18 protein-coding genes and 1 pseudogene are annotated in these 19,335 nt (G+C 70.4%); 9 read left to right on the forward strand and 10 right to left on the reverse strand.

From position 1 onward, the window contains the following. On the reverse strand, positions 1-464 hold a 464-nt coding region (locus PKA16_RS13670), incomplete at its 3' end, for an alpha-hydroxy-acid oxidizing protein (protein WP_324403999.1). A gap of 131 nt (positions 465-595) precedes the next feature. Between PKA16_RS13670 and PKA16_RS13675 the strand changes: the two genes are divergently transcribed. Both PKA16_RS13675 and PKA16_RS13680 read left to right on the forward strand, forming a co-directional pair. Further along, positions 596-1,957 carry an MATE family efflux transporter gene (locus PKA16_RS13675; protein WP_324404034.1) on the forward strand — a complete coding sequence of 454 codons (1,362 nt, stop codon included), beginning with the start codon at positions 596-598 and terminating at the stop codon, positions 1,955-1,957. 76 nt (positions 1,958-2,033) lie between these two features. After that, on the forward strand, positions 2,034-2,483 hold the full coding sequence (locus PKA16_RS13680) for a hypothetical protein (RefSeq protein WP_324404001.1): 450 nt from the start codon (positions 2,034-2,036) through the stop codon (positions 2,481-2,483). A gap of 131 nt (positions 2,484-2,614) precedes the next feature. Here the strand turns inward: PKA16_RS13680 and gorA are convergent, their stop codons facing one another. The 4 genes from gorA to PKA16_RS13700 form a co-directional block, all read right to left on the reverse strand. Then, positions 2,615-4,000, reverse strand: coding sequence for a glutathione-disulfide reductase (gorA, locus tag PKA16_RS13685; RefSeq protein WP_324404003.1), 1,386 nt, complete (start codon positions 3,998-4,000; stop codon positions 2,615-2,617). Positions 4,001-4,066: 66 nt separating this feature from the next. Then, on the reverse strand, positions 4,067-5,905 hold the full coding sequence (dnaG, locus tag PKA16_RS13690; protein ID WP_324404005.1) for a DNA primase: 1,839 nt from the start codon (positions 5,903-5,905) through the stop codon (positions 4,067-4,069). A gap of 86 nt (positions 5,906-5,991) precedes the next feature. Then, a complete protein-coding gene (locus PKA16_RS13695) occupies positions 5,992-6,459 on the reverse strand; it encodes a transcriptional repressor (RefSeq protein WP_324404007.1) in 468 nt (155 codons plus the stop codon). Beyond that, entirely contained in the window at positions 6,456-7,496 is a 1,041-nt protein-coding gene (locus PKA16_RS13700; protein ID WP_324404009.1) for a cytochrome-c peroxidase, read from the reverse strand. Before PKA16_RS13700 ends, PKA16_RS13695 begins: the two co-directional genes overlap by 4 nt. 205 nt (positions 7,497-7,701) lie before the next feature. Between PKA16_RS13700 and PKA16_RS13705 the strand changes: the two genes are divergently transcribed. After that, a complete protein-coding gene (locus PKA16_RS13705; protein ID WP_324404012.1) occupies positions 7,702-9,345 on the forward strand; it encodes an acyl-CoA synthetase in 1,644 nt (547 codons plus the stop codon). Between the two features lie 55 nt (positions 9,346-9,400). Beyond that, positions 9,401-10,696, forward strand: coding sequence for a mechanosensitive ion channel domain-containing protein (locus PKA16_RS13710; RefSeq protein ID WP_324404014.1), 1,296 nt, complete (start codon positions 9,401-9,403; stop codon positions 10,694-10,696). Between the two features lie 21 nt (positions 10,697-10,717). Here the strand turns inward: PKA16_RS13710 and PKA16_RS13715 are convergent, their stop codons facing one another. The 3 genes from PKA16_RS13715 to PKA16_RS13725 form a co-directional block, all read right to left on the reverse strand. Beyond that, positions 10,718-11,476 (reverse strand): 3-hydroxyacyl-CoA dehydrogenase, encoded by a 759-nt coding sequence (locus PKA16_RS13715; protein ID WP_324404016.1) that lies wholly within the window; start codon positions 11,474-11,476, stop codon positions 10,718-10,720. A 206-nt stretch (positions 11,477-11,682) separates the two neighbouring features. Beyond that, positions 11,683-12,579, reverse strand: coding sequence for a dihydrodipicolinate synthase family protein (locus PKA16_RS13720; RefSeq protein WP_324404018.1), 897 nt, complete (start codon positions 12,577-12,579; stop codon positions 11,683-11,685). 74 nt (positions 12,580-12,653) lie between these two features. Then, a complete protein-coding gene (locus PKA16_RS13725) occupies positions 12,654-13,307 on the reverse strand; it encodes a trimeric intracellular cation channel family protein (protein WP_324404020.1) in 654 nt (217 codons plus the stop codon). 184 nt (positions 13,308-13,491) lie between these two features. Between PKA16_RS13725 and PKA16_RS13730 the strand changes: the two genes are divergently transcribed. Both PKA16_RS13730 and PKA16_RS13735 read left to right on the forward strand, forming a co-directional pair. Then, positions 13,492-14,118 carry a ParA family protein gene (locus tag PKA16_RS13730; RefSeq protein ID WP_324404021.1) on the forward strand — a complete coding sequence of 209 codons (627 nt, stop codon included), beginning with the start codon at positions 13,492-13,494 and terminating at the stop codon, positions 14,116-14,118. 35 nt (positions 14,119-14,153) lie between these two features. Further along, entirely contained in the window at positions 14,154-14,606 is a 453-nt protein-coding gene (locus tag PKA16_RS13735) for a MaoC family dehydratase (RefSeq protein WP_324404024.1), read from the forward strand. Here the strand turns inward: PKA16_RS13735 and PKA16_RS13740 are convergent. Next, positions 14,597-15,079: a tRNA (cytidine(34)-2'-O)-methyltransferase gene (locus tag PKA16_RS13740; protein ID WP_324404026.1), complete on the reverse strand. Its 483-nt coding sequence runs from the start codon at positions 15,077-15,079 to the stop codon at positions 14,597-14,599. The two genes, PKA16_RS13735 and PKA16_RS13740, sit on opposite strands and share 10 nt — an antisense overlap. Before the next feature lie 36 nt (positions 15,080-15,115). Beyond that, positions 15,116-15,829, reverse strand: a complete 714-nt coding sequence (locus PKA16_RS13745; protein ID WP_324404028.1) for a phosphoribosyltransferase family protein — start codon at positions 15,827-15,829, stop codon at positions 15,116-15,118. A gap of 52 nt (positions 15,830-15,881) precedes the next feature. Between PKA16_RS13745 and PKA16_RS13750 the strand changes: the two genes are divergently transcribed. From PKA16_RS13750 to PKA16_RS13760, 3 genes and pseudogenes are all read left to right on the forward strand, one after another. Continuing rightward, the gene (locus PKA16_RS13750) at positions 15,882-16,790 is read left to right on the forward strand and encodes a biotin synthase (protein WP_324404030.1); all 909 of its coding nucleotides are present in this window, start codon (positions 15,882-15,884) and stop codon (positions 16,788-16,790) included. 209 nt (positions 16,791-16,999) lie between these two features. Further along, positions 17,000-17,842: pseudogene (coxB, locus tag PKA16_RS13755) on the forward strand (cytochrome c oxidase subunit II); the annotation flags it as partial. 80 nt (positions 17,843-17,922) lie between these two features. Beyond that, a partial coding sequence (locus tag PKA16_RS13760; protein WP_324404032.1) for a cytochrome c oxidase subunit 1 occupies positions 17,923-19,335 on the forward strand: 1,413 nt, incomplete at its 3' end.

Genomic DNA, 19,335 nt, shown 5'->3' on the forward strand with positions numbered 1-19,335 from the left:
GCGCCGCAGCCGGCGGCCTTGGCGCGGTCGATCAGGCGCTCGATGAAGTCGCGGTCGCGCATCACGTAGAGCTGGAACCAGAAGCCCCGACCCGCGTGCTGCGCCACGTCCTCGATCGAGCAGATGCTCATGGTGGACAGCGTGAACGGCACGCCGAACTTGCGCGCCGCGCGTGCCGCGGCGATCTCGCCGTCGGCGTGCTGCATGCCCGTCAGGCCCGTCGGCGCCAGCGCCACCGGCATCGTCACCTTCTCGCCAATCATGGTGGTGGCGGTGCTGCGGCCCTCCATGTTGATGGCCACGCGCTGGCGCAGCTGGATGGGGGCGAAGTCGGCCTGGTTGGCGCGATACGTGCCCTCGGTCCAGCTGCCCGAATCGGCGTAGTCGTAGAACATGCGCGGCACGCGGCGCCGGGCGATGACGCGCAGGTCCTCGATGCAGGTGATCTTGCTCAGGTCGGTCATGGAAGCTCCTCTCTGAAGCGGCATGGTATTCGGTTTCCGGTCGCCGGTGCGACATGTCCCTGCTGCCACAATCACGCGCCGTGACTGCCGCCCCTGCGCCACCCGAATCCCCCTGGGTCGACCTGAAGGCCATGGGCCGTGACGCCTGGGCCGTGTTCATCGGGCAGATCGCGGTGATGGGCTTCGGTGTGGTCGACACCATCGTGGCCGGCCGCCATTCGGAGCTGTCGCTGGCGGCACTGTCGATCGGCTCGGCCGTGTTCGTCACCGTCTACGTCTCGCTGATGGGCCTGCTGACGGCGCTGCTGCCGATCTGGGCCGAACTGCACGGCGCGCGCAAGCTGGACCACATCGGCCCCTCGGTGCGCCAGTCGCTGTACGTCTGCGCGGCGGCCAGCGTGCTGGGCATGGCGGTGTTGCTGCAGCCGGCGCCAATCCTCCGCTGGACCGAGGTGCCCGAGAACCTGCGACCGATCGCCACGGACTACCTGGCGGTGGTCGGCTGGAGCCTGCCGGCGGCGCTGCTGTTTCGCGCCTTCGGCACCCTCAGCCAGGCGCTGGGCCGGCCGCAGCTGGTGAGCTGGTTGCAGGTGATCGCGCTGGCGGTGAAGCTGCCGCTGTCGGTCTGGCTCACCTTTGGCGGCGCCGGCATGCCCGAGCTCGGAGTGGTGGGCTGCGCCTGGGCCACCTTCGTCGTCAACTTCCTGCTGTGCGCGCTGGCGCTCGGACTGATCCACAAGCAGGTCTTCTATCGGTCGCTGGCCTTGTGGCGGCGCCTGGAGCGGCCGCATGCGCCGACCCTGCTCGCCTTTGCGCGCCTGGGCGTGCCGGCGGCGCTGACGATCGCGGTGGAGATCACCTCGTTCACGCTCATGGCCCTGTTCATCGCGCGCCTGGGCACCACCGCCGCGGCGGCGCACCAGATCACCGCCAACGTGACGGCGCTGCTCTACATGGTCCCGCTGTCGCTGGCGGTGGCGGCGAGTGCGCGCGTCGGCAGGTGGCGCGGCGCCCGCGACGAGGCGCGTGCCCGCACGGTGGCGTTGCAGGCCTGCTGGGTCGGCGCCGGCCTGGGCGGCGTGCTGGCCCTGCTGCTGTTTGCCGGCCGCCCCTGGGTGGCGGCGATCTACACCACGAACGCCGCGGTGGCGCTGCTGGCGACCCGCCTGCTGGGCTGGCTGGCCCTCATGCACCTGGCCGATGCACTGCAGACGGTGGCGATCTTCCTGCTGCGTTGCTGGCGCGTGACCTTCGCGCCCTTTCTCGTCTACGGCCTGGTGCTGTGGGGCGTGGGGCTGGCGGGTGGCTACCTGCTGGCCTACCGGGGCCTGGGGCCGCTCGCGCCCTGGCAGTCGCCGGTGGCGTTCTGGTGCGCCGGCGCCTGCGCGCTGTGGGGCGTGGCGCTGACGGTGCAGTGGATGCTGCGGCGCGTCAGCGCACGTGCCGTGGCGCGCCAGGCCGCGCTGAAGCCACTGGTGCAGCCGTCTGCCTGACGGAAAGCGCCGCGCGCGTGCTGCAGGCCATGGAGCATGAACTGAAGACTCACACCCCCAACCTGGAGGATGCATCATGAAATCGAGACTGCACGGAATCCTTGGCCTGGTTGCGCTGCTTTGCATCCTGACGTTCTGGCTTTCCACCGCCGTGTCGGAACTGGCGCTGGATGACGCCAGCGTGGTGTTCGTGAAGAACATGGTGCTGGCCGGGATGTGGGTGCTGATCCCGGCGCTGGCCGCCACCGGCGCCAGCGGCTTCTCGCTGGCGCGGTCCCGGCGGGGCCCGCTGGTGCAGGCAAAGCAGCGGCGCATGAAGCTCGCCGCCGCCAACGGCCTGCTCATCCTGTTGCCCAGCGCCTTCATGCTGGCACGGTGGGCCAATGCCGGGCAGATCGACGGCCGGTTCTATGCGCTGCAGGCGCTGGAACTATTGGCCGGTGCCGTCAACATCACGATGCTGGCGCTCAACCTGCGCGACGGCCTGCGCATGGCGGCGCGGCGCCCCCAGGCGGCGCTGGGCTGATCCAACCGATCGTCACGGCGCGTCGCGTCCTCCGCGACGTCTGAGATGCAACACGCCCGCGGCCCGACGCGCTGCGCGATGTTGCACCTGCCCCTGGCAGGAAGATGGCATGCAACACCGGGCGCTGCCCCTCAGGTGCGCGTCACCTCGCGCAGCGTCACGAATTCCTCGGCGCTGGTCGGGTGGATGCCGATGGTCGCGTCGAATTGCGCCTTGGTGGCGCCGGCCTTGATGGCGACCGCGAAGCCCTGGATGATCTCGCCGGCGTCCGCGCCGACCATGTGGGCGCCGACCACGCGGTCGGTTGCATCGTCGACGACCAGCTTGACCAGCGAGCGCTGGCTGCGCCCCGACAGGCTGTGCTGCAGCGGCCGGAAGTCGCTGCGGTAGACGCGGATGGCGCCGCACTTCTCGCGCGCGGCGCTTTCCGTCAGGCCGACGGTGCCGATCGGCGGATGCGTGAACACGGCTGTCGGGATGTCGTCGTAGTTCATGGTGCGCCTGGCGTGGCCGGGCAGCGGGCCGAACAGGTGGTCGACCAGGGCCATGCCCTCGGCCAGCGCCACCGGGGTCAGCTCCAGCCCGCCGACCACGTCGCCCAGGGCGTAGATGCCGGGCGCGCTGGTGGCAAAATGCGCGCCGATCTCGATCGCCCCGCGGGCGTCGGTGCGCACGCCCACGGCCTCCAGGCCCAGGCCTTCGGTGTTGGCGCGCCGACCCGTGGCGTAGAGCACGACATCGGCCTCCAGCGTCGTGCCGTCCGCCAGGTGCACGCGGCGCGCGTTGCCGGCGGCCTCGATGCGCGTCACCTGGGCCTGCACGCGCACGTCGACGCCGGCCTTGCGCATCTCCTCGGCGACGAAATCGCGCACCTCGTCGTCGAAGCCGCGCAGGATCTGCTCGCCGCGGTAGAGCAGCGTGACTTCGGCGCCCATCCCGTGGAAGATGCTGGCGAATTCGCAGCCGATGTAGCCGCCGCCCACCACCACCAGCCGGCGCGGGAACACCGGCAGATCGAACACGTCGTCCGACACCACGGCGAGCTCCCGTCCCGGCAGCTCGGGTACCCAGGGCCGACCGCCGGTGGCGATCAGGATCACCGCCGCCGTGTGGCGGCTGGCGTGGCCGTCCGCATGGGTCACTTCCACGGTGTTGGCGTCCACCAGGCGCGCACGCCCCTGGATCTGCTGCACGTTGGCGCCCGACAGCAGCCGGCCGTAGATGCCGTTCAGGTGGCCGATCGACTGGGCGCGGTTGGTCTTGAGCACCTCCCAGTCCAGCGTCGGCCTGGCCGGCATGCGCCAGCCGTAGCCGGCGGCGTCGGCGAAGCCCTCCGCGTACTCGGCGGCATAGCTGTAGAGCTTCTTGGGGATGCAGCCGACGTTGACGCAGGTGCCGCCGAGCTGCCGGTCTTCCGCCAGCGCCACGCGCACACCGCGCTGGCCGGCAAAGCGCGCGGCGCGCACGCCGCCGGAGCCGCCGCCGATGACGAAGAGGTCGAAGTCGAATGCTGGCATGGATGGGCTTCTGGTCGATTGGGTTGGACGGAGTGTAGGCAGGAAGGGCGGTGACGCCGGCGACGTTCAGGGGCCCGTCGGGTCCGCCGTAGGCGCTGTCTTGGCCGCCGCCAGCTGGGCCAGCAGGGCCTGGTAGAGCGCCAGGTCGCCGGCGGCGAGGGCCGCGTCCATGCGCTTCTTCAGGAGCTGCGGGCGCTCGCGGCGCAGGATCGCGGCCAGTTCGTCAGGGTCCGACGCGATGTCGTCGTGCAGGTTCTCGATCGCTTGCACCGCCACCTGTTCCCATTCGTGGCCCCGCAAGGCTTCGCGCAAGGCGCTCCAGGGCTGGGCGCCATGCTCCTGGGCCTGGCGGTCGAGCCAGACGAACAGGGGGCCGTGGGGGGCTGGGAGGTCGCACAGCAACTGCTGGTCGCCAGCCCCGAGCGCGAGCCAAGTATCGGACGCCGTGAGCACGATCTGCAGCGCCCGCTCGGCACGGCTCGCCGGCGCCGCGCGTGGCCGCGCGGCGCGCGGCTGGCTCTGCGGCGGGCGTGCCCAGGCGGGCGGCGCGGCCGGGGAGGTCGGCCTGTGCGGCGCCTGGCCAGCCGCGCCGGGTCGGCGTGCCGGCCGGAGGGACCATAGCGCTTCCAGCTCGTGCACGCCGATCTGCACCTGCTGCGCGATTTCACCCAGCAGCTGGCGCGCCAGTGCCCCCGGCGGCAGGGCCTTCCACAATGGCTGGGCCTGGCTGGCAAAGCGGGCGCGCCCCTCGGCACTGTCCAGGTCGCAGTCGGCGGCGGCGGCCTCGAGCAGGAAGCGCGACAGCGGTGTCGCCTGGCGCAGCGCCGCGCCGAAGGCCTGCGGCCCCTCGGCGCGGATGAAGCTGTCCGGGTCGTGCTCGGGCGGCAGGAACAGGAAGCGCACGCTGCGCGTGTCGCTGGCCAGCGGCAGCGCCGCCTCCAGCGCCTTGCGCGCCGCGCCGCGGCCGGCAGCGTCGCCATCAAAGCTGAACACGATGTCGCTGGTGAAACGAAACAGCTTGTGCACGTGCTCGGGCGTGCAGGCCGTGCCGAGCGTCGCCACCGCATTGCCAAAACCGAGCTGCGCCAGCGCCACCACGTCCATGTAGCCCTCGACCACCAGGGCGTGGCCGTGCTCGCGCAGCGCGTGACGCGCCTCGTGGAGGCCATAGAGCTCGCGCCCCTTGTGGAACACCGGAGTCTCCGGCGAGTTCAGGTACTTGGGCTTCTGGTCGCCCAGCACGCGGCCGCCGAAGCCGATCACCTCGCCCTTGACGTCACGGATCGGGAACATGATGCGTTCGCGAAAACGGTCGTAGCGCCGGTTCGGGTTGTCCTCGGCGACGATCACCAGGCCCGCCTCCTGCAGCAGCGGGTCGGTGTAGTCGGGGAATACGCTCGCCAGCCCGTGCCCGCCCTCGGGCGCCCAGCCCAGACCGTAGGCGCGCGCGATCTCGCCCGACAGGCCACGCCGCTTGAGGTAGTCGATGGCGTGCGGCGCGCGCTTGAGCTGCTCGCGGTAGGCCTCGGCCGCGCGCGCCAGCACTTCGGTCAGGGTCAGGCGCTTCGCGCGCTCCTGCGCCGCGCGTGCGCGGTCCGCCGGGTCGCGCTCGTCCTCCGGCACCGCCAGGCCGTATTGCTGCGCCAGGTCGTGCACGGCCTCGACGAAGCCGGCGCCGGTGTGCTCCATCAGGAAGCCGATGGCGTTGCCATGGCGGCCGCAGCCGAAGCAGTGGTAGAACTGCTTCGACGGGCTGACCGTGAAGGAGGGCGTCTTCTCGCCGTGGAACGGGCACAGGCCGGAGAAGTTGGCGCCGGTCTTCTTCAGCTGCACGTGGCGGCCGACCACCTCGACCACGTCGGCGCGTGCCAGAAGCTCCTGGATGAAATGTTGCGGGATGGCCACGCGGCTATTTTGCCGCGCGGCGTTCGCGGGGACGAAAACGCGCCGCAGGGCGCGCCGTCCCGGACGGGCGCGGGTGTGCGCCGCGCTCAGGCCGCCGACTTGCGGCGCACGCGCAGCAGGAGCTGCAGATCCTGCACCCGCAGGTCCTCGGGCAGATGCTCCAGCCCGCTGACCTGCAGCGAGACGCCCGCGGGCAGGTCGTGCACCTCGCCGCTGTCCACGTCCAGCCAGTGGTGGTGGACCGTCGGCTTGCTGTCGTAGACCACCGCGCAACCGGTATGCAGTTCGCGCAGCAGGCCGGCGCGGGCAAACTGCGCGAGCGTCGCGTACACCGTGGCGCGCGAGATGCGCACGGGTCGGCCGGTGCTGTCGCCGCCGGGGGACGGGCGCTCGCGCAGCGCCACCAGCACCTGCTCGGCCGTCTGGTGCGTGGGCCGCGCCAGCATCAGGGCGGCCACCGCCAGGCGCTGGCGTGTCGGCTGCAGGCCGACCGCCCGCAGCCGCCGTGCCAGGTCTGCCTGCACCGGCGGCGCCGGAGGATGCAGGGTGCTCATCTGCGGCCCGGCGCGACGATCGGCGCAAACGGGTCCGGGCGCGGCGTCTGGTCGCTGGAGACCGGCAGGATCGGCATCGTGATCTGCGGCTGGTCGCCGGTGAGCGTCTTCAGGAAGGCCACGATCTGGGCGTTCTCCTCGGCCGAGTAGACGCGGCCGAGCTGCAGCCGGCCCATGATGTCCACCGCCTCGGCCAGCGTCTGGGCCGCGCCGTCGTGGAAGTAGGGGTAGGTCAGCTCGACGTTGCGCAGCGTCGGCACCTTGAAGGTGAAGCGGTCGATCACGTTGCCGGTCACGGCCGAGCGGCCCTCGGCCGGGTGGTTGGTCTTGTATTCCGCCACCACGCCCATCTTCTGGAACATGTTGCCGCCGACGGCCGGACCGTTGTGGCAGGCCACGCAGCCGGAGGTCTTGAAGAGCTGGTAGCCCTTGAGTTCGACGTCGGTGATCGCGGTCTTGTCGCCCTTGAGCCACTGGTCGAAGCGGGAGTTGGGCGTCACCAGGGTGGCCTCGAAGGTCGCGAGCGCGTCGGTGATCTGCTGGATGTCGATCGCCTCGACCTTGTAGACGCTCTTGAATTCCGCGACATAGCCGGGGATCGAGCGCAGCGTCGCCACGGCGGCTTCGTGCGTGGAGTTCATCTCGATCGGGTTGGCGATCGGGCCGCCGGCCTGGTCGGCCAGGTCCTTGGCGCGGCCGTCCCAGAACTGGGCGATGTTCAGCACCGAGTTCAGCACCGTGGGCGAGTTGATGCCGCCCTTCTGCCAGCGGTCGCCCACCGAGGCGGCGACGTTGTCGCTGCCGCCCATGCTCAGGTTGTGGCAGGAATTGCAGGAGATGAAGCCCGAGCGCGACAGGCGCGGGTCGAACCACAGCTTCTTGCCGAGCTCGACCTTGGCCGGGTCGGTCACTTTGGCCGGCTCCAGCGGCTGGATCGGCTCGGCGTCCGCGGCGACGGCGGCCGGGGTGGCGGCAAGGGCCAGGCTGGCCAGGGCAAGGGCCAGGGCGGTGCTCAGGGGGCGTGGATTGCGTTTCATGGTCGGCTCCGATTGCGGTGAAGGCCGCGGTCTGGACTGAGTCCAGTTGATGGGGGCAGTATCCACAATGATCCAATGGTTTATGTTGCGCTGCATCAAAGTCCATGGCTTCGCCGCGTGGGCGCGGCAGCCGGTTCACGGTGGTGCCGTGCAACGGGTGGGTATCATCGATTCCACCCCTGCTCCCTGCTCTTTCGGAGGCCCCATGCCCAGCGCTTTCGACACCGACCTGTCCCGCAACGAAGCCAACTTCGCGCCGCTCACGCCGCTGGCCTTCATCCAGCGCGCGGCCGAGGTCTATCCGGAACGCCTGGCCGTCGTGCATGGCGAGTTGCGCCAGAGCTGGGCCGAGACCTACGCGCGCTGCCGGCGCCTGGCCAGCGGCCTGCAGCGCGCCGGCATCGGCAAGAACGACACCGTGGCGGCGATGCTGCCGAACACGCCGCCAATGGTCGAGGCGCACTTCGGCGTGCCGATGGCCGGCGCGGTGCTCAACACCCTGAACACCCGGCTCGACCCGGAGGCCGTGGCCTTCATGCTGGACCACGGCGGTGCCAGGGCCGTGATCGTGGACCCGGAGTTCGCGCCGGTCATGCGCAAGGCGCTGGCACAGCGGCAGTCCGAGGCGCCGATCCTGGTGATCGACGTGGAGGACGCCCTCCACGGCCCGGGCGAGCGCCTGGGCGGCACCACCTACGAGGAATTCCTGGCCGGCGGCGATCCCGCCTTCGAGTGGCAGTATCCGGGCGACGAGTGGGACGCGATCTCGCTCAACTACACCTCGGGCACCACCGGCAACCCCAAGGGCGTCGTCTACCACCACCGCGGCGCGGCGGTGAACGCGATCAGCAACATCCTCGAGTGGGACATGCCCAAGCACGCGGTCTACCTGTGGACGCTGCCCATGTTCCATTGCAACGGCTGGTGCTTCCCGTGGACGGTGGCGGCGCGCGCCGGCGTCAATGTCTGCCTGCGCCGGGTCGAGGCCCAGGCGGTGTTCGACGCCATCCGCGCGCACGGCGTCACCCACTACTGCGGCGCGCCGATCGTGCAGAGCCTGCTGATCAATGCGCCCGACGCGCTGAAGGTGGGCGTGCCGCGCGGCGTCAAGTGCATGGTGGCGGGCGCGGCGCCGCCGGCCTCGATGATCGAGGGCATGGAGCAGCTCGGCTTCGACCTGACCCACGTCTACGGCCTGACCGAGGTCTATGGCCCGGCCACGGTGTGCCCCAGGCACGAGGCCTGGGAGGCCCTGGACATCGGTGCGCGCGCCCAGCTCAACGCGCGCCAGGGCGTGCGCTACCACCTGCAGCGCGACGCGCGCGTGCTCGACCCTGCGACCATGCAGCCGGTGCCCTGGGACGGCGAGACCATGGGCGAGATCATGTTCCGCGGCAACATCGTCATGAAGGGCTACCTGAAGAACCCGGAGGCCACGGCCGAGGCCTTTGCCGGCGGCTGGTTCCACAGCGGTGACCTCGCGGTGCAATACCCCGACGGCTACATCAAGATCAAGGACCGCAGCAAGGACATCATCATCTCGGGCGGCGAGAACATCTCCTCGATCGAGGTCGAGGACGTGCTGTATCGCCATCCGGCGGTGCTGGCGGCGGCGGTGGTGGCGCGGCCCGACCCGAAGTGGGGCGAAACGCCCTGCGCCTTCGTCGAGATCAAGCCCGGCGCCCAGGTGAGCGAGGCCGACATCGTCGCGCATTGCAAGCAGCACCTGGCGGGCTTCAAGGTGCCGCGCGCCATCGTGTTCGGCGAGCTGCCCAAGACCAGCACGGGCAAGATCCAGAAGTTCGAGCTGCGCAAGCGCGCCGGGTCGGCTTTGGCGATCGACGTCTGACGACGTGCAGGGTCGTGCGGACGCTTGACGGGCGCGGCGTTCGGACATTGTTCCGATGACGGACGGGTCCGCGCTCTCGTTCGAGACCCCCTGGGTGCAGGCCCTGGGCGGGCTGGCGCTGCTGCTGGCCATCGCCTGGCTGCTGCAGTGGCTGGCCCAGGTGCTGCTCACGCGCGGGCTGGCGCGCCTGGGCCCCGCCACGCCATCGGGGCTGGCGACCGTGCTGCTGCATCCCAAGGTGTTGCACCGTGCGGCCCAGATCGTGCCGACGCTGGTGGTGCAGGTGGGCGTGCGCTCGGTGCCCGGCCTGGCCGAGCGGCCGGCGACGGTGATCGCCAACGTCGCCGCTGCGCTCACCGTGCTGTGCGTGGCGCGCCTGCTGTTCAAGATGCTGGACGTCACGCTGGACGCCCAGGACGGGCGCCGCCCGGACGCCGTGGCCGAAGGCCGCTCGATCAAGGCCTGGGTGCAGTTCGGCCAGCTCGTGGTGGCGATCGCGGCGGTGGTGATCATGATCGCGGCGCTGGCCGACAAGTCGCCGCTGATCGTGCTGTCGGGCTTTGGCGCGTTGTCGGCGGTGCTCATGCTGGTGTTCCAGGACACCATCCGCTCCTTCGTGGCCGGCCTGCAGATCGAGCGCAACGACCTGCTGCGCGTGGGCGACTGGATGGAGATGCCCCAGGCCGGCGCCGACGGCGCGGTGATCGACATCGCGCTCAACATCGTGCGCGTGCAGAACTGGGACAAGACCATCGTCACGGTGCCGACCTGGCGGCTCATGACGGAGAGTTTCAAGAACTGGCGCGGCATGACCGAGTCGGGCGGGCGCCGCATCAAGCGCGCCCTGATGCTGGATGCCAGCACCATCCGCTTCCTGGGCGACGAGGACATCGCGCGCCTGGGCCGCATCGCGCTGATTGCCGGCTACATGAAGGACAAGGTCGAGGCCGTGCAGGCCGCGCGCGTCGCGCAGGCACGCGAACTCGGCGCGACCCTGGCCGCGCTGCCGGCCAACCAGCGGCGCCTGACCAACATCGGCACCTTTCGCGCCTACGTCGAGGCCTACCTGCGGGCACATCCCGGCATTCACGTCGGCATGTCCCTGATGGTGCGGCAACTGCAGCCAACGGCGCAGGGCGTGCCGCTGGAACTCTACTGCTTCACCAACACCACGGTGTGGGCCGAGTACGAGGGCATCCAGAGCGACATCTTCGACCACCTGCTGGCGATCCTGCCGGAGTTCGGCCTGGGCGCCTTCCAGAGCCCGAGCGACGCCGGCGTGCGTCAGGCGCTGGGCGCCCGGTCCGGCGAAAGGCCGGCGGGCGCGGGCGACGTCCTGGCACCCCCGTGACGCGCCCGGCGCCGGCGCGGCTCACCTCGGCGCCATGCCGATCGCGCCGTCGAGCCCGATCACCTCGCCGTTGAGCATGTCGTTCTCGATGATCTGGCGCACCAGCTTGGCATAGTCCTCGGGCCGGCCCAGGCGGCTCGGGAACGGCACGCTGGCGGCCAGCGCGTCCTGCACCTCCTGCGGCATGCCGAACAGCATCGGCGTGCCGAAGATGCCGGGCGCGATCGTCATGTTGCGAATGCCGCTGCGCGCCAGGTCGCGCGCGATCGGCAGCGTCATGCCGACCACGCCGCCCTTGCTGGCGGCATAGGCGGCCTGGCCGATCTGGCCGTCGTAGGCTGCGACGCTGGCGGTGCTGATCAGCACGCCGCGTTCGCCCGTGTCCTCGGGTTCGTTGTGGCTCATGGCGGCCGCCGCCAGGCGGATCATGTTGAAAGTGCCGACCAGGTTGACCATGATGGTCTTGGTGTAGACGTCGAGCCGGTGCGGCCCGCTCTTGCCCACGGTCTTTTCCGCCGGCGCGATGCCGGCGCAGTTGACCAGGCCCATCAGCTTGCCCAGGGACGTCGCCTTCGCCACTGCCGCCTGGCCGTCGGCCTCGCTGCTGACGTCGCACTTGACGAAGGCGCCGCCGATCTCGCGCGCCACGGCCTCGCCGCGTTCCACCTGCATGTCGGCAATCACCACCTTGCCACCCGCGCCGGCCAGCATGCGCGCCGTGCCCTCGCCCAGGCCCGAGGCTCCGCCGGTGACGATGAATACCTTGTCCTTGATCTGCATGGCGCGGCTCCTTTGCTGTGTGTCCGTGGATTGGTCGGGCATTCACCCGCGAGGTCAACGAGATTCTAGGAGCGCCCGCTGGACCTTGGGCGTCGCGCGCGAGAAAGCGCGTGCCCCGGCGCTGCCCGTTGACGTCGCGATTGCAGCCCCGGGACTGGCGCTGTGGTCGTGCCGGATGACGGCCCGGTGATACACCCGGATCCCCATCAGGCGGACAGCCCGAGTTGCGCCAGGCAGTGCGCCAGCGCCTGGCGGTCGGCGCCGCCCAGGCTGCGCAGCGGCAGCGGCAGGCAGGGGTGCTGGACCAGTCCCAGCAGCTCGGCCGCCGTGGCGATCACGCGCAGGCTGCCGCCATGGCGGGCGTACAGCGCCCAGAGCGGGGCCAGGCGCTGCGACAGCAGCGTCGCCTCTCGTGCCTGTCCCGCCTGCGCGTGACGCGTGAGCGCCAGCGCCAGTTCGGGGAACAGGCCGCCCAGCACCGAGTACCAGGCGTCGCAGCCCGCGTTCAGGCCGGTCGCGGCGCTTGCATCGCCGCTGATGCCCAGGCTCACGTGTGGGGGAACCAGGGCCCGCAGGCGCTGCACGCGTTCGCGCGCCCGCGCCGGATCGGCCGGCACCGGCGGCAGCTTGATCGCGCGCACGGCCGGCAGCGCCGCGATGCGCGCGTGCAATGCGTCGCTGAACACGAACTGCGTCGTGGCCGGGTTGTCGTAGACGCACAGCGGCACCGACAGCGCGCGGCTGACCGCCTGGTACAGGCCGAATACCTCGTCGTCGTGCAGCTTCTGGTAGGACACCGGCGCCAGCAGCACGGCGGCCGCACCGGCGCGCTGCGCGTCCTCCGCCAGCTCGAGCACCTCGCGCGTGCGCAGCGCGCCGATGCCGACCAGCACCGGGATGCCATCCGCCTGCTCCACCGCGAGCGCGGCGATGCGCGCGCGCTCGGCCCGGGTCAGGTAGGCGTAGCTGCCCGTGGAGCCGAGCACGCCGATGGAGTCGACTCGCGCCGCCACCAGGCGTCGCAGCAATCCGACGAATGCCGCTTCGTCGATGGCGTGCTCGTCCGTCGGCGTGAGGGCAAATGCGCTGAGGCCAGAAAGCATGGTGCGGAATTCCTGGATCGATGCAGGCGCACGGCCGTGCCGGTGGAGTGCGATGCGCCAGCGTGCTGCGTGGTCTACCCCCGGCGCCAGCCCGGCACGGTCCAGTTGCGATAGACCGACAGCAGGCGGGCGCCGGCCGTGACGACCACGGTGCTGGCCAGCACCAGTTCGTGCGGCCAGGCCAGGTGTTCCAGGCCCACGAACAGCCAGCCGCCGGCAAACGACCACAGCGCATACGGCCGGTGGTCGGCCAGCGCGCGCGGGATCTCGTTGCACAGCATGTCGCGGATCACGCCGCCGAAGGTGGCCGTGATGACGCCCATCAGCACCGCCACCAGGGACGGCTGCTGCAGCGTCAGCGCGAGGTCCGCGCCCACGGTGGTGAACAGGCCCAGGCCGAGCGCGTCGGGCCACAGGATGGCGCGCTCGGTTGGCGCCAGGTGACGCTGCTGCAGGAAGGCGATGGCCAGCACGCACAGCAGCAGCAGGGCCCACACGTATTCGACCTGCTGCACCCAGAAGAACGGTCGATGGTCGAGCAGCAGGTCGCGCAGCGTGCCGCCGCCAAAGGCCGCGGCAAAGGCGACCACGCACACGCCCACGGCGTCCAGCCGCTTGCGCGCCGCCTCGATCACGCCCGACAGCGCGAACGCCAGCGTCGCCGCCGCCTCCAGCACGACGCGCAGGCGGTGGTCCCACAGCGTGGGCAGGGCGGCGGGCAGATCCATGGAGGTCGGGCGCGGCGGTGGCGATCGGTCTCGATCGAGCGCGTCATCTTATCGGGCCCGCAGATGCGGTGCTCCGGCCCTGGGGGCGCCGCCGAACAGGTGGTCGGGATGGCGCGCGCAGGGCTCGTTCGGCCTTGCCCTAAGATCGACCACGCCGCGAATGGCAGTTGCAGGAGGGACCGAGATGCCGGTCGTCGTCATCGCCAATCCGAAGGGCGGCGTGGGCAAGTCCACGCTGGCCACCAACATTGCCGGCTACTGGGCGAGCCGCGGGCACGCCGTGATGCTGGGCGACGTCGATCGGCAGCAGTCCGCGCGTCTGTGGCTGGGCCTGCGCCCCGAGGCGGCGCGCCCGATCGCCAGCTGGGACGTGCAAGGCAGCTTCATCGTGCGTCCGCCCAAGGGCACGACGCACGTGGTGCTGGATACGCCGGCCGGCCTGCGCGGCCTGCAACTGGCGGACGCGCTGCGCCAGGCCGACCGCGTGTTGGTGCCGCTGCAGCCCAGCATCTTCGACATCTACGCCACGCGCGAATTCCTCGACGAGCTGGCCGGCCTGCGCGGGCGGCGCGAGCTGCCGATCGGCCTGGTCGGCATGCGCGTGGACGAGCGCACGCTGGCGGCCGACCAGTTGCGCCGCTTCACCGAGGACCTCGACCTGCCGGTGCTCGCCATGCTGCGGCCGACGCAGAACTACGTCCAACTGGCGGCGCGGGGGCTCACCCTGTTCGACGTCGCGCCGGGGCGCGTGCAGCGCGATCTCGAGCAGTGGCAGGGCCTGTGCCGCTGGCTCGACGAGTCGCACAAATGACGCCGCGCCCACGGCCGTCGCCGTAGATTCACCCCATGAGAACGTTCAACACCCTTGCCGAACTGGCCGCCTGCGTGGGCCAGGAAGTGGCGGTCAGCGACTGGCACACCGTAACGCAGCAGCACATCGACCAGTTCGCCGACGCCACCGGCGACCACCAGTGGATCCACGTCGATCCCGAGCGCGCCCGGGCGGGCCCGTTCGGCGCCACCATCGCGCACGGCTTCCTCACGCTGTCGCTGATCGCGGGCCTGGCCGACCGCACGGTCCGGATCGCCGACCTGCGCATGGGCATCAACTACGGCCTGAACAAGGTGCGCTTCATCGCCCCGGTGCCGGCTGGCAGCCGCGTGCGCTCGCGCATGGAACTGCTGGAGGCGACGCCGATCGAGGGCGGCCGGCAGATGGTCTGGCGCAACACCATCGAGCTGGAGGGTTCGGACAAGCCCGCCTGCGTCGCCGAGTCGGTGGCGCGCTACTACGCCTGAGGGTCCGCCGCGCCGGCAAAGCCGTGCTGGCGCCAGGCTTCGAACACGCCGACCGCCACCGCGTTCGACAGGTTCAGGCTGCGCTGTTGCGGGCGCATCGGCAGGCGCAGCCACTGTGCCGGAGCCAGTCGTGCCAGCAGATCCGGCGCGAGGCCGCGCGTCTCGGCGCCGAACACCAGCCAGTCGCCGGGCTGGAAGCCTGTCTCGTGGGGCGTGCGCGTGCCCCGGGTGGTGAAGGCGAACAGGCGCTCGGGGTCGGGCTGCTCGGCCGCGAGGAAGGCGTCCCAGCCGGCATGGCGGCGCACTTCGACCCACTCGCGGTAATCCAGCCCGGCGCGCCGCAGCAGCTTGTCGTCCATCGAGAAGCCCAGCGGCTCGATCAGGTGCAGCTGGCAGCCGGTGTTGGCCGCCAGCCGGATCACGTTGCCGGTGTTGGGCGGGATTTCCGGCTCGACCAGCACGATGTGGAACATGCGTCGATTGTCGTGGCGTCGCGGGCGGGGCGTGTTTCAGCGGGGCGCGTCGGTGCGGGCCAGGGCAATCGCCGTGATCCGGCGCGCGCCCGCGCGGCGCAGCGCGCGCGCCGCCTCGTGCAGGCTGGCGCCGGTCGTCATGACGTCGTCCAGCAGGGCCACGTGGCGGCCCTGCAGTGCCTGTGCGTTCACGGCCTCGACGGCAAAGGCGCCGCGCACGTTGCGCCGGCGCGCGGCCCGGCTCAGGCCGCGTTGCGGCGGTGTGTGGCGCATGCGCAACAACAAATCGGTCCTGCAGGACGCATGCGGCAACTGGCGCGCCAGCAGCAGCGCCGGGTTGTAGCCGCGCTCGGCCAGGCGCTCGGGCGCGAGCGGCATCGGCAGCAGCCAGTCGGCGTGCGCCAGCGCCTGCGGCACGCCGGGCGCGGCAGCAAGCAGGGCCGCCAGGGCTGCCGCCAGGCCCACGTCCTGATGGAATTTCAGCCGTGCGATGCAGTGCGTCCAGGGCCAGGCGTAGTCCACCGCAGCCAGGCAGGCATCGATCGGCGGCGGATCGACGAGGCAGGCGCCACAGCGCGGCACGCCCGCGGGCACCGGCAAGGCGCAGCCGCTGCAGCGCGGGACCGGGCGCGTGAACCGCGCGGTGCAGTCCGGGCACAGGCTGCGCGCCGGCCAGGCGCGGCAGATCAGGCACTGGCTGGGCCAGGCCGCGGGCGAGAACAGGGCAGGCAGCAGGCGAGGCAAGGCCATGGCAGCAGGCAGCGCACGGGGATCAACCGCTCAATATACTGCGCGCACCGCCATGCCCGCGCTTCCGACCTTTTCCCTCGATCCCGTGGCGGCGCGCCGCTGGGCGCGCCACGTCCATCCCCGGGCACCGTGGCTGCACGAGGAGGTGGCGCGTCGCATGGCCGAACGGCTCTCCTGGATTCGCCTGCCGGTGCAAAGCTGGGCCCACTGGGAGCCGGTCTGCGGCGGCCTGGCCGCGCGCGCGCTGCTGGCGGCGCAGTATCCCGCGGCCCGCTGCATCGAAGTGCAGCCGCAGGCAGGGCCCGTGCCGCCGACCCGGCCGGCGACGGGCTGGTGGCAGCGTCTCGCGCGGGGCGGCGCGCGTGCGCACGCGGTGGTCACGGCGCCAGACGAGGGCTCGGTGCAACTCGTCTGGGCCAACCTGCTGGCGGACCGCAGCGACGATCCGGCCACCCTGCTGGCCGACTGGCGGCGCGCCCTGGAGGTGCACGGCTTCCTGATGTTTTCCTGCTTTGGCCCGGACACGCTGATCGAGCTGCAGTCGCTCTATGCCGAGCTGGGCTGGCCGCCGCCGCTGCAGCAATTCACCGACATGCACGATTGGGGCGACCGCCTGGTGACGGCGGGCTTTGCCGACCCGGTGGTCGACATGGAGCGCCTCACGCTGACCTACGACTCGGCGGAGCGCCTGCTGGCCGAGCTGCGTGAGCTGGGACGCAACCTGCATCCCGCGCGCTTTGCCGGCTTGCGCACGCCGGCCTGGCGCGAGCGCCTGCTGCGGCTCATCGACCAGCGCCTGCGGCCGGCGCCCGGCCAGCCGCTGGCGCTCACCCTCGAACTGGTCTATGGACACGCCATCAAGCCCGCGCCACGCGAGCCGCTCGCGCCGATGCGCTTCACCCGCCGACGCGCGGAGCGTGCCGATCCCGATGGCGACGAAAGATTCCAGCCTGCCCCATGAATGGCGCCGATGCTTTGAGGCAGGTCACAATCTGTTCATATTCGAGCAACAACTCGGTTAAACTTGCATGCGGATGTGCCTTGGCACAGGGTCCAGGCAGCGGTTGCGGGCACGCAAGTGCCGTGGCCATCCGTCCCGGCACGCCGCATTGGCGCGATCCGATCGATGCAGGCCTGCGAATGTTTGAGATTTCTGGAAGACCCGAGACGATGAAGAGCATTGCAACCACCCTGGCCGGGCTGCCGCGCCACCTGATCATCGGGGCCCTGGCGGCCGTGGCCGGCGCCGCCCAGGCGGCCAAGGTGAACGACCTGCCCGGCGGCCCGGCGGTCAACCAGCTCAACCTGACCGAGGGCGTGACGCAGATCGCCAAGGCGCAGTCCGACCTGCACTGGATGCTGCTGATCATCTGCGCCGTCATCTTCATCGGCGTGTTTGGCGTGATGGGCTACTCCATCATCCACCACCGCAAGTCCAAGGGCTACAAGGCCGCCCACTTCCACGAGTCGACCGCGGTCGAGATCGCCTGGACCGTGGTGCCGTTCCTGATCGTGATCGGCATGGCGGCGCCGGCCACCAAGGTCATCGTGGCGCAGAAGGACACCACCAACCCCGACCTGACCATCAAGGCCACCGGCTACCAGTGGAAGTGGGGCTACGACTACCTGGCGGGCGAGGGCGAGGGCATTTCCTTCCTCTCCACGCTCGACCCGGCGCAACGCGAGATGTCCAACGCCGGCAAGCCCGAGGGCGACGACTACCTGCTCAGGGTCGACCACCCGCTGGTGGTGCCGGTGAACAAGAAGGTGCGCGTCATCACCACCGCCAACGACGTCATCCACGCCTGGATGGTGCCAGCCTTCGGCGTCAAGCAGGACGCCATTCCGGGCTTCGTGCGCGACACCTGGTTCCGCGCCGAGAAGACCGGCGACTACTACGGCCAGTGCGCCGAGCTGTGCGGCAAGGAGCATGCCTACATGCCGATCCACGTGAAGGTGCTGCCGCAGGATGAATACAGCGCCTGGGTCGCGCAGGAGAAGCAGCGCCAGGCCCAGGCCCAGGCCGGCGGCTGACATCGCCCGCACGCACCCGCAAGCCAGAACGCCCCAGTTTGATATCCGGAGAAACCGCCATGAGTGCCGTCCTTCCCGTTCCCCACGCCGGTGGGCACGACCACGCCCACGATGACCACCACCACGCCCCGAGCGGCTGGCGGCGCTGGGTGTTCGCGACCAACCACAAGGACATCGGCACGCTCTACCTGCTGTTCTCCTTCACCATGCTGATGGTGGGCGGCATCCTGGCGATGCTGATCCGCGCCGAGCTGCTGGAGCCCGGACTGCAGATCGTGAACCCGGAGATGTTCAACCAGTTCACCACCATGCACGGCCTGATCATGGTGTTCGGCGCCATCATGCCGGCCTTCGTCGGCTTCGCCAACTGGATGATCCCGCTGCAGATCGGCGCCGCCGACATGGCGTTCGCGCGCATGAACAACCTCAGCTTCTGGCTGCTGGTGCCGGCCGGCATCATGCTGTCGGCGACCTTCTTCATGCCCGGCGGCGCGCCCGCGGCCGGCTGGACGCTGTACGCGCCGCTGTCGGCGCAGATGCCGATGTCGCTCGACGCGGCGATCTTCTCGCTGCACATCATGGGCGCCTCCTCGATCATGGGCGCCATCAACATCATCGTCACCATCCTGAACATGCGCGCGCCCGGCATGACGCTGATGAAGATGCCGATGTTCGTCTGGACCTGGCTGATCACCGCCTACCTGCTGATCGCGGTCATGCCGGTGCTGGCCGGCGCCATCACCATGACGCTGACCGACCGCCACTTCGGCACCAGCTTCTTCAACCCCGCCGGCGGCGGCGACCCGGTGATGTACCAGCACATCTTCTGGTTCTTCGGCCACCCCGAGGTCTACATCATGATCCTGCCGGCCTTCGGCATCATCAGCCAGGTGGTGCCGGCGTTCGCGCGCAAGAAGCTGTTCGGCTACGCCTCCATGGTGTATGCGGTGGCGGCCATCGCCATCCTGTCGTTCATCGTCTGGGCGCACCACATGTTCACCACCGGCATGCCGGTGACGGGCCAGCTGTTCTTCATGTACGGCACCATGCTGATCGCCATCCCGACCGGGGTGAAGATCTTCAACTGGGTGGCCACCATGTGGCGCGGCTCGATGACCTTCGAGACCCCGATGCTGTGGGCCGTGGGCTTCATCTTCGTGTTCACCATCGGCGGCTTCACCGGCGTGATCCCGGCCGTGGTGCCGGTCGACACGCAGATCCAGGACACCTACTACATCATCGCCCACTTCCACTACGTGCTGGTGGCCGGTTCGCTGTTCGCGCTGTACGGCGGCTACTACTACTGGTCGCCCAAGTGGACCGGGGTGATGTACAACGAAACGCGCGGCAAGATCCACTTCTGGTGGTCGATGATCTCCTTCAACGTCACCTTCTTTCCGATGCACTTTCTGGGTCTGGCCGGCATGCCGCGCCGCTACGCCGACTACCCGATGCAGTTCGCCGACTTCAAC

The sequence above is a fragment of the Ottowia sp. genome, assembly GCF_035325765.1.
GTDB lineage: Bacteria > Pseudomonadota > Gammaproteobacteria > Burkholderiales > Burkholderiaceae_C > Ottowia.